At 64.7% G+C, this 13,382-nt stretch carries 15 protein-coding genes; 9 read left to right on the top strand and 6 right to left on the bottom strand.

The annotated features are described in order from the left end of the window. Positions 1-129 precede the first annotated feature (129 nt). Both RPS27_RS14540 and RPS27_RS14545 read right to left on the bottom strand, forming a co-directional pair. Positions 130-1,431 (bottom strand): ammonium transporter, encoded by a 1,302-nt coding sequence (locus RPS27_RS14540; RefSeq protein ID WP_212064700.1) that lies wholly within the window; start codon positions 1,429-1,431, stop codon positions 130-132. Between the two features lie 74 nt (positions 1,432-1,505). Next, positions 1,506-1,844, bottom strand: a complete 339-nt coding sequence (locus RPS27_RS14545; RefSeq protein ID WP_027535359.1) for a P-II family nitrogen regulator — start codon at positions 1,842-1,844, stop codon at positions 1,506-1,508. Between the two features lie 246 nt (positions 1,845-2,090). Here RPS27_RS14545 and RPS27_RS14550 point away from each other — a divergent pair, with 246 nt between their 5' ends. Continuing rightward, a complete protein-coding gene (locus RPS27_RS14550) occupies positions 2,091-2,981 on the top strand; it encodes a DUF4339 domain-containing protein (RefSeq protein WP_313754085.1) in 891 nt (296 codons plus the stop codon). Positions 2,982-3,021: 40 nt separating this feature from the next. Here RPS27_RS14550 and tesB read toward each other — a convergent pair whose 3' ends face one another. Further along, positions 3,022-3,885: an acyl-CoA thioesterase II gene (gene tesB, locus RPS27_RS14555; RefSeq protein WP_194405292.1), complete on the bottom strand. Its 864-nt coding sequence runs from the start codon at positions 3,883-3,885 to the stop codon at positions 3,022-3,024. Between the two features lie 205 nt (positions 3,886-4,090). On the opposite strand from tesB, the gene RPS27_RS14560 reads away from it, so the two are divergent. Next, positions 4,091-5,311 carry a ubiquinone biosynthesis hydroxylase gene (locus tag RPS27_RS14560; RefSeq protein ID WP_212064699.1) on the top strand — a complete coding sequence of 407 codons (1,221 nt, stop codon included), beginning with the start codon at positions 4,091-4,093 and terminating at the stop codon, positions 5,309-5,311. Between the two features lie 102 nt (positions 5,312-5,413). Here the strand turns inward: RPS27_RS14560 and RPS27_RS14565 are convergent, their stop codons facing one another. Both RPS27_RS14565 and RPS27_RS14570 read right to left on the bottom strand, forming a co-directional pair. Continuing rightward, a complete protein-coding gene (locus RPS27_RS14565; RefSeq protein ID WP_194405294.1) occupies positions 5,414-5,611 on the bottom strand; it encodes a Trm112 family protein in 198 nt (65 codons plus the stop codon). Between the two features lie 59 nt (positions 5,612-5,670). Next, on the bottom strand, positions 5,671-6,201 hold the full coding sequence (locus RPS27_RS14570) for a TetR/AcrR family transcriptional regulator (protein ID WP_212064698.1): 531 nt from the start codon (positions 6,199-6,201) through the stop codon (positions 5,671-5,673). Positions 6,202-6,306: 105 nt separating this feature from the next. Between RPS27_RS14570 and RPS27_RS14575 the strand changes: the two genes are divergently transcribed. From RPS27_RS14575 to RPS27_RS14605, 7 genes are all read left to right on the top strand, one after another. Continuing rightward, complete coding sequence (locus tag RPS27_RS14575) at positions 6,307-6,657, top strand: hypothetical protein (RefSeq protein WP_313754086.1); 351 nt, start codon at positions 6,307-6,309, stop codon at positions 6,655-6,657. 31 nt (positions 6,658-6,688) lie between these two features. After that, a complete protein-coding gene (locus RPS27_RS14580) occupies positions 6,689-7,492 on the top strand; it encodes a crotonase/enoyl-CoA hydratase family protein (protein WP_212064697.1) in 804 nt (267 codons plus the stop codon). After that, positions 7,489-7,935 (top strand): PaaI family thioesterase, encoded by a 447-nt coding sequence (locus tag RPS27_RS14585; protein WP_212064696.1) that lies wholly within the window; start codon positions 7,489-7,491, stop codon positions 7,933-7,935. The genes RPS27_RS14580 and RPS27_RS14585 overlap by 4 nt, the downstream gene beginning before the upstream one ends. A 3-nt stretch (positions 7,936-7,938) precedes the next feature. After that, positions 7,939-8,751 (top strand): SDR family oxidoreductase, encoded by an 813-nt coding sequence (locus tag RPS27_RS14590; RefSeq protein WP_313754087.1) that lies wholly within the window; start codon positions 7,939-7,941, stop codon positions 8,749-8,751. A gap of 243 nt (positions 8,752-8,994) precedes the next feature. Beyond that, a complete protein-coding gene (locus RPS27_RS14595) occupies positions 8,995-9,273 on the top strand; it encodes a PepSY domain-containing protein (protein WP_063198686.1) in 279 nt (92 codons plus the stop codon). A gap of 76 nt (positions 9,274-9,349) precedes the next feature. Continuing rightward, positions 9,350-9,943: a cytochrome b/b6 domain-containing protein gene (locus RPS27_RS14600; protein ID WP_212064691.1), complete on the top strand. Its 594-nt coding sequence runs from the start codon at positions 9,350-9,352 to the stop codon at positions 9,941-9,943. 200 nt (positions 9,944-10,143) lie between these two features. Beyond that, a complete protein-coding gene (locus tag RPS27_RS14605) occupies positions 10,144-12,645 on the top strand; it encodes an EAL domain-containing protein (RefSeq protein ID WP_212064689.1) in 2,502 nt (833 codons plus the stop codon). Between the two features lie 32 nt (positions 12,646-12,677). Here the strand turns inward: RPS27_RS14605 and RPS27_RS14610 are convergent, their stop codons facing one another. Continuing rightward, complete coding sequence (locus RPS27_RS14610; RefSeq protein WP_194405302.1) at positions 12,678-13,355, bottom strand: LON peptidase substrate-binding domain-containing protein; 678 nt, start codon at positions 13,353-13,355, stop codon at positions 12,678-12,680. Positions 13,356-13,382 lie beyond the last annotated feature (27 nt).

The following is a 13,382-nucleotide window of genomic DNA, read 5'->3' on the forward strand; positions in this document are numbered from 1 at the left end:
GCAGTGCGGTGCGCTATTCCGTCGCGCCCAAAACGTGGTCATGCCTGCTCAAATGGAGTGCAAGACAGGCTGCCGACACAATGTTGCTCATGTGTCGGGCAGCAAAAAGGTAATTACGTAGCGTCAGCTTTATTGCAAGGCTTCGCCGTGCTGCGAAATATCCAGCCCTTCGAGCTCGTGCTCACGGGATACACGCAGCGGCACGAACAGGCCGACCAGCTTGAGCAGGACGAAGCTCACGCCGGCCGACCAGACGAAGGTGACGGCGATCCCGTACAACTGGATCAGCATCTGCTGCGGATGGCCCTCGAACAGGCCGGCGGTGCCGCCGATGGCGCTGGTTGCGAACACGCCGGCGAGCAGGGTCCCGGTCAGGCCGCCGATGCCGTGGACGCCGAACACGTCGAGCGAATCGTCATAGTTGAAGCGGTGCTTCAGCCAGGTGCAGGCCCAATAGCAGACCGCACCGGCGACGATGCCGATGACGATGCCGTGCCAGGGCACCACGAAGCCGGAGGCCGGCGTGATGGTGCCAAGCCCGGCCACCGCGCCGGAGATCATGCCGAGCACGGAGGGCTTGCGCCGCGTCGACCATTCGATCGCACCCCAGGTCAACGCGCCTGAGCAGGCCGCAAGATGCGTGGCGATGATCGCCATCACCGCGCGTGAATTGGCCGCGCCGGCCGAGCCGCCGTTGAAGCCGAACCAGCCGACCCACAGCAAGCCGGTGCCCATCACCGCGAGCGACAGATCGAACGGCGAGAGATTTTCGGAGCCGTAGCCTTGGCGACGCCCCATCACCTTCGCCGCAATGAGGCCGGAGGTGCCGGCCGACAGGTGCACCACGAGGCCGCCGGCGAAATCCAGCACGCCCATGCTGTTGAGAAAGCCGCCGCCCCACACCCAATGCGCCAGCGGAATGTAGACGAAGATGAACCAGGCCACGGAGAACAGGAGATAGGCGGAGAACCGCATCCGGTCGGCGACCGAGCCCGCGACCAGCGCCACCGTGATGATGGCAAACGTCATCTGGTACAGCATGAACAGCGCTTCGGGGATGGTCTTCGCCGCCGGATTGACGCTGTCCATGGTCATGCCGGCGAGAAACCAGCGGTCGAGCGTGCCGATCCACGGGCCATCGCCGACGAAGCACAGCGAATAGCCGAACGCGACCCAGAGGATGGAGATCAGCGCGACCGCGGCGAGGCTCTGCGCCATGGTGGCGAGCACGTTCTTCTTGCGCACCATGCCGGAATAGAACAGCGCGAGGCCCGGGATCGTCATCATCAGCACCAGCGCGGTGGCGACGATCATCCAGGCGGTATCGGCGGCGTTGATCTCACTTGTCGCGGCTTGCGCCGGCGCGGCCATGACCAACGCAATTCCGATCGGCGCAGCCATGGCAGCTGCGCGGCGCAACAATCCCGCCATATCGTTCCCCCCGGCATCAATTGGCGTCGCACAAGCTAGCGTCGTTGCTGGTGCGATCGAAAAATGAGTTTTTGTTAGAGCGCGTCGCTGTCGGTTTCGCCGGTGCGGATGCGCAGCGCGTGGTCGATCGGCGTGACGAAGATCTTGCCGTCGCCGATCTGCCCGGTGCGGGCGGAGGCCGTGATCACACCGACGGCCTTGTCGGCGATGTCGGAGGCCACCGCGATCTCGATGCGCAGCTTGGGCAGGAAGTTCACGACATATTCGGCGCCGCGATAGATCTCGGTATGGCCCTTCTGCCGGCCATAACCCTTCACCTCGGTCACAGTCATGCCGTGGACGCCGATCGCCGTCAGGGCCTGGCGGACCTCATCGAGCTTGAAGGGTTTGATGATCGCGACGACGAGTTTCATGGTCAGGCCTATTCCCCGGGATGCGCCGCGCCGTATGTCCCCGGCGCTGCGTCAATCTGGCATCTTTCCGGGCAAATGGCACAAAAAACTTGCAGATTGAAGCGCAAAAACGTTTGGCCAAGGGCGGTCATGTGAACGGCCGCCTCTGTACAGGGCAACCGTTCATCATTCACAATGCATTTTTGGCATGGATACGGTGAACCCGGGCCGGCCGAGCGGTACATAAGTATTTTGAGGGGACGCTTCATGGCGAGTTGGTTCTACGCATCCGAGGGCAAGCAGCAGGGGCCCTTTCCGGAAGGGCAATTCCGCGACCTCGTTGCCCAGGGTGTGGTGCGCCCGGATACGCTGGTGTGGACCGAGGGCACGGCCGGCTGGCAGAAGGCCGCCGAAATCCCCGGCCTGGTCGGGGGCGGCGGCGCGCCGCCGATGATCCCGGCGGGCGGCCCGCCGATGATGGGCTCCCGTGGTTATGCTGGTGACGCCGGCGGCGGATCGCTGGCCGTCGATTTCGGCATCCTCGAGTTCACCTGGCGCACGCTCGTCTTCGTGATCGGCTCGTGCTTCATCATCCCGGTGCCGTGGCTGTTCGTCTGGTACCTGAACTGGATCGTGCCTTGCGTGAAGGTCCCCGGACGGCCGAATCTCAGCTTCACCGGCACCGCGATGACGCTGGTGCCATGGTTCTTCGGCTTCATCGTTCTGGCGATCGCGATCGGTTTCGTCGGCAGCCAGCTGCTGAGCAATCTGCTGTTCATCGTCCAGATCGTGCTCTACTGGCTGCTGGTCAAATGGATGATCGCCAACCTCGCCTCCAACGGGCAGCCGCTGGGCTTGAGCTTCACCGGCTCGGTCTGGGCCTATATCGGCTGGAATTTGCTGTTTGCGATTTCCATCATCACCATCATCGGCTGGGCCTGGGTCGCCGCAGCCCAGATGCGCTGGTTCTGCCGCAGCATCGAGGGCACGCGGCGCGAGATCGTGTTCAAGGGCTCCGGCCTCGACATCCTCTGGCGCGGCATTGTCGCTGCGATCCTGAGCAGCCTGATCATCCCGATTCCGTGGGTGTATCGCTGGATCATGAACTGGTTCGCGTCGCAGACCGAGCTCGCTCCGCGCGGGTCTCTTGGTGCATGAGCTCAAAAGCCTCGAACGCGAGACCTCGCGTTCGAGGTGATCATCCCTTGCGCTCGCGCACGGAGCCTTCCTGCGCAACGGAGGCGACCAATGTGCCGTCGGGCTTGAAGATCGAGCCGCGGGTCAAGCCGCGGCCGCCGCGCGCATTCGGCGAATCCTGGGCGTAGAGCAGCCATTCGTCGGCGCGGAACGGGCGGTGAAACCACATGGCGTGATCGAGGCTCGCCGGCATCATGCGCTTGTCGAACAGCGTGCGGCCATAGCGCGCCATGATCGCATCCAGCAGCGAGAAGTCCGAGGCATAGGCGAGCGCGCACATGTGCAGCGCCGGGTCGTCAGGCAGCTTCGCGGCGGTCTTGATCCAGACATGGATGCGGCCGTCGTCGATCTTCTGGCCGAAATAGCGGCCGAGTTCGACCGGACGCAGCTCGATCGGCCGGTCCGATTCATAATAGCGGCGGATGAACTCCGGCATCTCCTTGAACATCGGCTGCTTCGCCACCTCCTCTGCCGTGAGCTTCTCCGGCGGCGGCACGTCGGGCATCTTGTCCTGGTGATCGAAGGCGCTTTCCTCCTCGGCATGGAACGAGACCATGATCGAGAAGATCGCGTTGCCGTGCTGGATCGCGGTGACCCGGCGGGTCGAATAGCTCTTGCCGTCGCGCAGACGTTCGACCTGGTAGATGATCGGGATCTGCGGATCGCCGGGCAGGATGAAATAGCAATGCAGCGAATGCGGCAGCCGCCCCTCGACGGTGCGGCAGGCCGCGACCATCGCCTGCCCGATCACCTGGCCGCCGAACACGCGCTGCCAGCTCGTCTTCGGGCTGTTGCCGCGGAACAGGTTCACCTCGAGCTGTTCGAGGTCGAGGATCGAAATGAGGTCGATCAGGCTCTTGGACATCGGGTGCTTTCAATTGTCTCGTCATTCCGGGACATCGCGCCAGCGATGAACCCGGAATCCCGAGCTGATAACCTCGATATTCCGGGCTCGCGCATTGCGCGCCCCGGAATGACGGGAACGAAGGGCTCGCCGCCCTTGTTTCACCGCACTGTTTCGCCCAGCTCAAGTCTGCTAGCAAGACCGAGAATTGACCGGGAATTTGGGTATGTCGGTACAGGGAAGCATTGTCATTGGCGGCGGCGCGTTTGCCGGCCTAGCGCTGGCCTTGGCGTTACGCCAGGGGCTCGGCCCCGAGATCCCCGTCATCGTCGCCGATCCCGCGCTCGGCACGCGGCCAAGCCGCGACCCCCGCGCGACCGCGATCGTGGCCGCCTGCCGCCGCCTGTTCGAGGTGATCGGCGCCTGGGACGACGTCAGGGCCGAGGCGCAGCCGATCCTCGACATGGTCGTCACTGACTCCAAGCTGGAGGACGCTACCCGTCTGGTCTTCCTCAATTTCGCGGGCGACGTCGCGCCGGGCGAGCCCTTTGCGCATATGGTCGAGAACCGCCGGCTGATCGATGCGCTGACGGCGCGAGCGGAAGCCGAGGGCATTGATCTCCGTGCCACCACCGTGGCGTCCTACGATGCGCGGCCCGAAGGCATCGACGTGACGCTGGGCGACGGCAGCGTGATCGCCGCCAGTCTTCTGGTTGCCGCCGATGGCGCGCGCTCAAAGCTGCGCGAGCGCGCGGGCATCGCGACCCATGGCTGGGAGTACGATCAATCCGGCATCGTCGTCACGGTCGGCCACGAGCGCGATCATGAGGGCCGCGCCGAGGAGCATTTCTTGCCGGCTGGTCCCTTCGCGATCCTGCCGCTCTCCGGCAAGCGCTCCTCGCTGGTGTGGACCGAGCGCCGGGCCGAGGCCGCGCGCATCGTTGCGCTCAGCGACGAGGAATTTCACGCTGAGCTCGAGCAGCGCTTCGGCCTGCATCTCGGCGAGGTCAAGGCGCTCGACAAGCCGCGCGCGTTTCCGCTGTCCTATTTCGTCGCGCGCTCCTTCATCGCCACCCGCCTCGCGCTGGTCGGCGATGCCGCCCATGTCATCCACCCCATCGCGGGCCAGGGCCTCAACATGGGCTTGAAGGATGTCGCGGCTTTGGCCGAAGTCGTCGTCGATGCGGCGCGGCTCGGCATGGATCTCGGCGGGACCGACGTGCTTGAGCGCTACCAGCGCTGGCGCCGCTTCGACACCATGGCAATGGGCGTTGCCACCAACTCGCTGAACTTCCTGTTCTCGAACCAGTCGACGCTGCTGCGCACCGTCCGCGACATCGGCCTCGGACTCGTCGACCGCGCCCCGCCGCTGAAGAACCTCTTTATCCGCCAGGCCGCCGGGCTCACGGGCGAGGTGCCACGGCTGTTGAAGGGCGAGGCGTTGTAGGATTTTCGTAGCCCGGATGGAGCGCAGCGCAATCCGCGGTCGCTGCACCGTCAGCGCAAGGATTCCCGGATTGCGCTGCGCTCCATCCGGACCACGAGAAACTCAATCGATCTTCCGCGCCTCTTCCGGCAGCATGATCGGGATGCCGTCGCGGATCGGATAGGCGAGCTTGGCGCTGCGCGAGATCAGCTCCTGCTTGGCGGAATCGAACTCCAGCGGGCCCTTGGTCAGCGGGCAGACGAGAATCTCCAGCAATTTGGGATCGACGCTGGCTTCGGGACGTTCGGTGGGCGTATTCATTTTGGTCTCCGGCGTTCGGCTGCCTCTAGCACAGAAATTCGCCACCGCCCATCGCGGGCTCAAGCGGAGACCATCGTTAAGACCTCGTCGAGCATGGGCTGCAGCCGTGCCGCCGGCACCGGCGCGCCCGAAAGCGCGAAGCCGAGAAACGTCCAATAGAGAATCTGTGCGCGGGCCTGCGCCGTCGCCGCCCCGAGCCCGCGTTTCGTCAGCAGCCCTTCGATATAGTCGAGCCTGCGGCGGTCGATCGCGCGCACGGCACCCTGTGCCGCCGCATCGAAGGCCGCCCAGTTGCGCACCGCGCGTTCGAGATCGAGCCGCGCGCCGAACGTCCTGCGCAGCAGCGCCTTCAACGGCTCGTCGCCGGCGGCCTCGACGTCGGCGATGATCTGCTCCGCCGCGATCTCGCGCCAGCGCCTCAACACGGCGGCGTGGAACGCGCCGAGATCAGCGAAATGCCAGTAGAAGCTGCCGCGCGACACTCCCATGGCCTTTGCCAGGGGATCGGCCTTGAGCGCGGTGAAGCCGCTGCTGGCGAGCGCCTTGAGGCCTGCCTTGATCCAGTCGTCGGCGGAAAGCTGGTCGGTCATGTCGGGTTCCCGAGATTTGACCATACACTAGTGTATTGACAGGACGCCGACCAGCGCCTATCTCTCCATACAGCACTGTATGGATGGAGGAGGCGAGGTCTTCCGATGTGTGATCTGCTGCTGCAATGTGCCGGCGTCGCGGGAATCGTGGTCGCCCTGATCCATGGCGTGCTGGGCGAAACCAAGGTGTTCGCCAGGGCGACCATCACCCCGGAAAGCCTGCGCATGCTGATCCGCCTGGTCTGGCAGGCCGGGACGGTCGCCTGGATCGGCGGCGGCGTGCTGCTGCTTGCGGCGCCGATGTTGGGATCGGACAGCGCACGGCACTGGATCGTTGCGACCATCGTCGCCGTCTACGGCTTTGCGGCCGTCGCCAACGCGTGGTGGTCGCGCGGACGCGGCTTCGGCTGGAAGGCTCTCGCGGCCGTGGTCGCGCTGGCGGTCGCCGGATATTGAGGCCGCCGGTCCGCGCCAAAGGAGGAGCACGATGACTGATCGCGTCCGTGTGACTGTCGTGGATGACGTGGCCCACGTCCGCCTGAACCGTCCGGACAAGATGAATGCGCTCGATCCCGCGATGTTCGCGGCGCTCATCGAAGCCGGCGCAGACCTGCGCGACAGCCCGGAGATTCGGGCCGTCGTGCTCTCCGGCGAGGGACGCGCATTCTGCGCGGGCCTCGACCTGGAGCGCCTTGTCGCGACGACGCGAGGCGAGCCGCTGCTTCCGCCCGTGGACCTCACGCAGCGAACCCACGGCGTCGCGAATTATGCCCAGCACCTCGTCTGGCTGTGGCGCGAGCTGCCGGTGCCCGTGATCGCAGCGGTGCACGGCATTGCCTTCGGCGGCGGCTTCCAGCTCGCGCTCGGCGCGGACCTGCGCTACGTCGCGCCCGATACGAAGCTCGCTGTGATCGAGACGAAATGGGGTCTGGTGCCGGACATGTGCGGCACGCAATTGATGCGCCATCTCGCGCGCGAGGATATCGTGCGTGAGCTGACCTATACCGGGCGCGTTTTTTCGGCCGACGAAGCGGTTACCTACGGCTTTGCAACGCGGCTCGTCGATGATCCCGTGGCCGCCGCACTGGCAACGGCGCGTGAGATTGCTGGCCGCAGCCCTGATGCGATCCGTGCCGCCAAGCGGCTGCTCAAACTGTCCGCAACTTGCCAGGTGGCAACCGGTCTCGCCGCGGAGACTGCCGAACAGGCGGCGCTGCTCGGCTCCGTTAATCATGTCGGGGCGGTCAGGAGCAACCTCGAAGGCCGCACCCCACGATGGAGCCGCGCATGAGCATGCCGCACGGATTCGACCTGCCAGCGCTCGAGGCGGTCAACGCGTCCGCGGCGTTCAACCGCGCCGCGGGCTTCGACGTTGTTGCGGCCGGCAAGGGCGAGGCGACCATTCGCATGAATTGGCGCGACGAGCTCACCCAGTATTCCGGGCATCTCCACGCCGGCCTGATCGCGGCCCTGCTCGACACGGCCTGCGGGTTCGCCGCAGCAACGCTCGTGGGCGCGGTCACCGCATCGCATTTCTCGATGAGCTGCCTGAGGCCGGCCATCGGTCGTTCCTTCCTCGCCAAGGGAACGACGCTCCGCGCAGGGCGCAGGCAGGTGTTCGCCCGCGCCGAACTGTTCGCGGCCGATGAGCAAGATGCGTTGACCCTCGTCGCGACAGGCGAGACCGTGCTCGTCCCCACTGGCGAGCCGTCGCGCAAGATCGACGGGAGTTGAATCATGGCGCTGACGCTCGTCACCGGAGGTACAGGGCATCTCGGTCGGGATATCGTCGATCGCCTGGTTCGCGACGGACGTCGCGTTCGGGTGTTTGCACGATCGCCCGGCCTACGGACGGACGTCGAATGGGCCACAGGCGATCTCGCCACAGGCGCGGGGTTGCGGCACGCCCTGCATGACGTCGATACGGTGATCAATGCGGCGACCTATTCGCCGATCGCACGGCGCGGCGGCGTTCGTCCGATCGATTTCTTCAGATCGCCTTCCGCCGTGGACGTCGAGGGAACGGAGCGGCTGCTGTCGCTCTGCAGGGAGGCCGATGCACGGCATTTTCTGCATGTTTCGATCGTCGGGCTCGAGCAGGCAACCCTGCCCTACGCACGGGTCAAGCTCGCCGGCGAACAGCTGGTGCGTGCCTCGGCCTTGTCCTGGTCCATCGTTCGCGCGATGCCGTTCTATTACCTGCTCGACAAATTGCTCTCGAGCCTCGCTTGGCTCCCGGTATGGCCGGTGCCAACCACGCTGTTCAATCCTGTCGATACATCGGATGTCGCCGATCACGTCATGACCTGCGCGTTCGACGGGAAGCGCGGCGTGCGTGCGGAGATTGGTGGCCCCGAAGCTCTCGATCTCGTTGCCTTCGCCCGCCAATACCGGGATGCAAGGCAACTGCACCGGAAAATCCTGCCAATCGGCCTGTCCGAGGCGAAGGCGCGCGACATGGGCTTCGTCGTCAGCCAGGGTGTGCGCGGACGTCTCCGTTGGGCGGACTGGCTGCAGCACAATTATCCGGGAATGCGAAGCGCGGCGTAACGCGGCTGGTGAGGCCGGCCGTTTATCCGGACCGTGAGGCGTAAGGCCGCACTGGTCGGCCGAATCCGCATTCTCCTCAGAGCGCGCTCACGTTTTCGTCCATGTTAGAACCAGTCTAAACTCAACAATAGAACTTATCTAAAGCGCGGCGTGCCCGTACCGGATTGACTTCATCATCCCCTTTGCTTCCTTCACTTCCGCTTCGCACCTCGCGTAGCGCGCACGACAGAGGAGGAGATGTTCGTGAAGGTCATTCGTGTTGTTGCCATTGCACTGACGGTCGGGATCGGCATGGGGTCGGCGGCCATGGCCGATGGTTTCAAGGACTGCACCAAGCTCGACAAGGCGTCGTGGAAGCCGGCCAGCGAGGCCGAAGCCAAGGCCAAGGCGCTCGGCTATGAAGTGCGCCGCTCCAAGATCGAAGGCTCGTGCTACGAGGTCTATGGCGTCAAGGAAGGCAAGCTTTACGAGCTGTTCTACAGCCCCGAAGATCTCAGCCTGAAGCACACGATCGCCAAGTAAATAGCCAAGCAAATAGCCAAGTAAATCGGCTGCGCGAATTGATCTGCGCAAAGCAGGGCTCGAGGATGGTCTTTGCTTGATTGAAGAAGCGATGCCAGAAGCGCGCGGGGCGTCCGACAGGACCCCCGCGGACCGAACCGCTTCGCGGACGGTTGCAGTCTGGGACCTCCCACTGCGCCTCTGGCACTGGGCTTTCGCGGCCTGCGTCCTGGCCGCGTGGTTCACGCCCACCGTCTATGATCGGCTGCACCGCATCGTCGGCTATGCGGTGCTCGGCCTTCTCGCCTTCCGCTTCGTCTGGGGCTTCTGGGGAAGCCGCTATTCGCGCTTCCGCATGATCAGGGCCCGGCTCCGCGCCGCGCCGGGCTATCTCTGGAATCTGCGCCGCGGCATCACCGGCCGCTATATTGGACTCAATCCCGCCGGCACGTTGATGCTGGTGGCGCTGTTGGTCTCGCTCACCGTCTCGGCGGTCACCGGCGCGATGTCGGTCACCGTCACCTTCTTCGGCGTCTGGTGGGTCGAAGACACCCACCATTATTCATCAGACGCGGCCATCGTCCTGGTCGTGCTGCATGTGCTCGGCGTGCTGCTGATGGGGATTCTCCAGCGCGAGAATCTGATCCGCGCGATGATCACGGGACGCAAGCGCATTCGCAATCGCCTCTAGATATTCGTTGCCGATTGTTGCACGCCCTTCGCCCAGTTTGGGCGGGATTGCGACAGGAGGCATAGGAATGCCAGGCAAATTCGAATCGAATCCGAAGCATTAACGTGCCGGTAAGCATGCAACCGGACATTGCACGGGATTAACGCAAAGGACGCTTAGCCGGCCCACGATCGACCATATTGACGATGGAGCGGTACTGGATGTTCCGCATTTTCTCCTGTCTTACCGTTGAGCACGATTGGCGGCTGGTCCTGCTCGCTGGTCTGGTCTGCTTCGTCGCGAGCATCGTCGCGGTCAGTATTTTCCACCGTGCGATCGCGGCGCGCGCAAGAACGCGCCTGATCTGGATCGCGATCGCCGGCGCTGCGATCGGATACGGAATCTGGGCGACGCATTTCGTCGCCATGCTCGCCTACGAGCCCGGAGTCGCGACCGGCTACGGCATCGTGCTGACATCGCTTTCGCTGGCGACCGCAATGCTGCTGACGTCGGTGGGCTTCGGCGTTGCGGCCGGCGATTCCGGCCGGTGGCGCCCGGAGACAGGCGGCGTCATCATCGGTGGCGGCATTGCCAGCATGCACTATCTCGGCATGTGGGCCCTTGAAGTGCCGGGCCGCGTCGCGTGGTCGCTGGATCTCGTGCTGGTCTCGATCACACTCGGCGTGTGCTTCGGCTATGCCGCCCTGGCCGTCGCGATCAAGTATCGGCACTACCAGGGAACGCTCGCGGCGGCAGTCCTGCTGACGCTAGCCATCATCTCGCATCATTTCACTGCGATGGGTGCCGTGCACATCACGCCGGATCCGACGCGTGCGACGGGCGCCTTGTCGTTGTCCCCGGCCGTGCTCGCGCTTGCGATCGCCGGTGTCGCGCTGTCGGTGCTCGGCATGAGCCTGATCGGCGTGCTGGCCGACCGGCGCCTGGCAAGCAGAACCGCCAAGTTCGAGGGGATCATCAGCCAGCTCTCGGACGCCCGGCAGCAGCTCGAGGATTCGCAGCACGAATTGCGGGAGCAGACGCTGAGGCTGGATACGGCGATCAACCATATGGTCGAGGGCCTTTGCATGTTCGATGCCGCGAAGCGGCTCGTGATCTGCAACGAGCGTTACGCCAATTTGTACCGTCTGCCGCCGGAGCTGCTGCGCGCGGGAACGCCGCATAGCGATATCATCAGGCATCGCATCATCAGCGGCACACTCAAGGGCGATACCAGCGCCGCCGCCGCCGAGCAGCAAATCTCGAAGCTCGATGCCCTGCCCGTCAATGCGGTGTCGAGCCGGATCGACGAGTTCGCCGATGGCCGGTTGATCTGCGTGACACGGCAGCCGATGGCCGGCGGCGGCTGGGTGGCAACCCATCTCGATGTCACGGAGCAACGCCGGTCCGAAGCCAAGATCGCCTATATGGCGCAGCACGACGCGCTGACGGAATTGCCAAATCGCGTGCTGATGAGGGCGCGTTTGGACCAGGCCTCTGCCATCACGCGCAATGGAGACCTCCATCTGGCGGTCCTCATGCTCGATCTCGACCGCTTCAAGGAGGTCAACGACACGCTTGGACATCCGGCGGGCGATTTGCTGTTGCGCGCGGTGGCGACGCGCTTGCGCCAGTGCAGCAGGGAAACGACGTTGATCGCCCGGCTCGGCGGCGACGAGTTCGCCGTCGTTGACTACGTGACCAATCCGGCCGAAGAGGCCGCCACTCTTGCCGAGAGGATCAAGACGGCGCTCTGCGAACCCTTTGACCTCGGCGACCATCAAGTCACTGTGGGAGCCAGCATCGGGATCGCCATTGCGCCCCGCGATGGCGCCGATTCCGATGTCATTCTCAAGAGCGCCGATCTCGCTCTCTACGCGGCGAAGGCCGCCGGACGCGGCGCATTCCGCTTCTTCGAGCCGGAGCTGGACCAGCTCATCCACGTCCGGCGCAACCTGGAAAAAGATATGCGGAAAGCGCTGGCGCGGGGCGAATTCGAGCTCCATTACCAGCCGTTTGTGAGCGTGGAGAGCGGACGGATCTGCGGCTATGAGGCGTTGTTGCGGTGGCATCACCCCGAGCGCGGTCTGGTCCTTCCTGGCGAGTTCATTCCGCTCGCGGAGGAAACCGGCCTGATCCTGCCTATCGGCGAATGGGTCTTGAGGGCGGCCTGCACTGAAGCCGCCAACTGGCCTTCCGATCTCACGATCGCAATCAACCTGTCTCCCGCCCAGTTCAGGAGCAAGGAGCTCGTCTCCATCATCGTCGGCGCCCTCGCGGCCTCGGGGATTGCTCCGCAAAGGCTCGAGCTCGAGATCACCGAGACGGTCATCATGCATGACAGCGAAGCGGTGTTCGCAGCCCTCGAACAGTTGCGTGAGCTCGGCGTGCGAATTGCCCTCGACGATTTCGGCACGGGCTATTCGTCGCTCAGCTTCCTGCAGAAATTTCCGTTCGACAAGGTCAAGATCGACCGCAGCTTCGTCAGCGAGCTCGCCAGCGAGGGCGAAGAGGCGCATCGGATCGCCCGCGCCGTGGTTGCATTCGCCGTCAGCCTCGGCAAGACGACGACCGCCGAGGGCGTCGAAACCCAGGAGCAGCTGGCCATTCTGCGCGAGGAGGGCTGTGCAGAGGCGCAGGGCTATTATTTCAGCCGGCCCATGCAGGCCTTAGGGATCGCGCAACCGGCGCAGCGGGAGGCCGAAGCGGCCATCTGCGCAGCCTGAGGCGCGATGCGATCAGGCTGAATCGCCGTCCCTCACTGCAGCGGCGGATCGCCGCTGGTACGCTTCTTGGCGAGGTCCATCTCGGTGACCGCGATCAGGATCTCGGCGCGGGTCTTCAGGTCGGGCGCCTCCAGCATGGCCTGCTTCTCCGCGGGGCCATAGGGCGACATCATCGCCAGCGCATTGACGAGCGCTTCGTTGGGCGCGCTCTCGACGCCCTCCCAGTCGACCTTGAGATTGTTGGCCTTCAGGAAGTCCGCGAGTACCGAAAGCAGCGCCTCGCGGTCGACCTCTTCCTCGCCCATGCGCGCGGTGAAGTCATTGGCGTAGGCGAAGAAATCCACCTTGCACTGCCGGTAGGCCGTGAGCACCTCGAGCTCCTCGACCACCTTGAAGCGCGAGACGCCGGTGAGCTCGAGGATGTAGCGGCCGTCGCCGGATTCGGCGAGCTGGGTGATGCGGCCGACGCAGCCGACCCGGAACAGGGTCGGCTTGTCGGAATCCTTCGGGGAATGCGCGACGTCAGGCTGGATCATGCCGATCAGCCGATGGCCGTCGCGGAAGCTGTCGTCGACCATCGCAAGGTAGCGCGGCTCGAAGATGTTGAGCGGCATCTGGCCGCGGGGCAGCAGCAGCGCGCCCGGCAGCGGAAACACCGGAATGATCTCCGGGAGGTCGGCGGGCCCGCGATATTCGATGTTGATCGGCATCTGCCCGGTCCCCCTGGCCTTGCCAGC

Origin of the sequence: Bradyrhizobium sp. WYCCWR 12699 (genome assembly GCF_032144035.1) — a bacterium.
Taxonomy (GTDB): domain Bacteria; phylum Pseudomonadota; class Alphaproteobacteria; order Rhizobiales; family Xanthobacteraceae; genus Bradyrhizobium.

Excerpts from the sequence above, each read along its gene's own strand:
- RPS27_RS14540 (WP_212064700.1), bottom strand. The coding sequence starts at position 1,431 with ATGGCGGGATTGTTGCGCCGCGCAGCTGCCATGGCTGCGCCGATCGGA.
- RPS27_RS14545 (WP_027535359.1), bottom strand. The coding sequence starts at position 1,844 with ATGAAACTCGTCGTCGCGATCATCAAACCCTTCAAGCTCGATGAGGTC.
- RPS27_RS14550 (WP_313754085.1), top strand. The coding sequence starts at position 2,091 with ATGGCGAGTTGGTTCTACGCATCCGAGGGCAAGCAGCAGGGGCCCTTT.
- tesB (WP_194405292.1), bottom strand. The coding sequence starts at position 3,885 with ATGTCCAAGAGCCTGATCGACCTCATTTCGATCCTCGACCTCGAACAG.
- RPS27_RS14560 (WP_212064699.1), top strand. The coding sequence starts at position 4,091 with ATGTCGGTACAGGGAAGCATTGTCATTGGCGGCGGCGCGTTTGCCGGC.
- RPS27_RS14565 (WP_194405294.1), bottom strand. The coding sequence starts at position 5,611 with ATGAATACGCCCACCGAACGTCCCGAAGCCAGCGTCGATCCCAAATTG.
- RPS27_RS14570 (WP_212064698.1), bottom strand. The coding sequence starts at position 6,201 with ATGACCGACCAGCTTTCCGCCGACGACTGGATCAAGGCAGGCCTCAAG.
- RPS27_RS14575 (WP_313754086.1), top strand. The coding sequence starts at position 6,307 with ATGTGTGATCTGCTGCTGCAATGTGCCGGCGTCGCGGGAATCGTGGTC.
- RPS27_RS14580 (WP_212064697.1), top strand. The coding sequence starts at position 6,689 with ATGACTGATCGCGTCCGTGTGACTGTCGTGGATGACGTGGCCCACGTC.
- RPS27_RS14585 (WP_212064696.1), top strand. The coding sequence starts at position 7,489 with ATGAGCATGCCGCACGGATTCGACCTGCCAGCGCTCGAGGCGGTCAAC.
- RPS27_RS14590 (WP_313754087.1), top strand. The coding sequence starts at position 7,939 with ATGGCGCTGACGCTCGTCACCGGAGGTACAGGGCATCTCGGTCGGGAT.
- RPS27_RS14605 (WP_212064689.1), top strand. The coding sequence starts at position 10,144 with ATGTTCCGCATTTTCTCCTGTCTTACCGTTGAGCACGATTGGCGGCTG.
- RPS27_RS14610 (WP_194405302.1), bottom strand. The coding sequence starts at position 13,355 with ATGCCGATCAACATCGAATATCGCGGGCCCGCCGACCTCCCGGAGATC.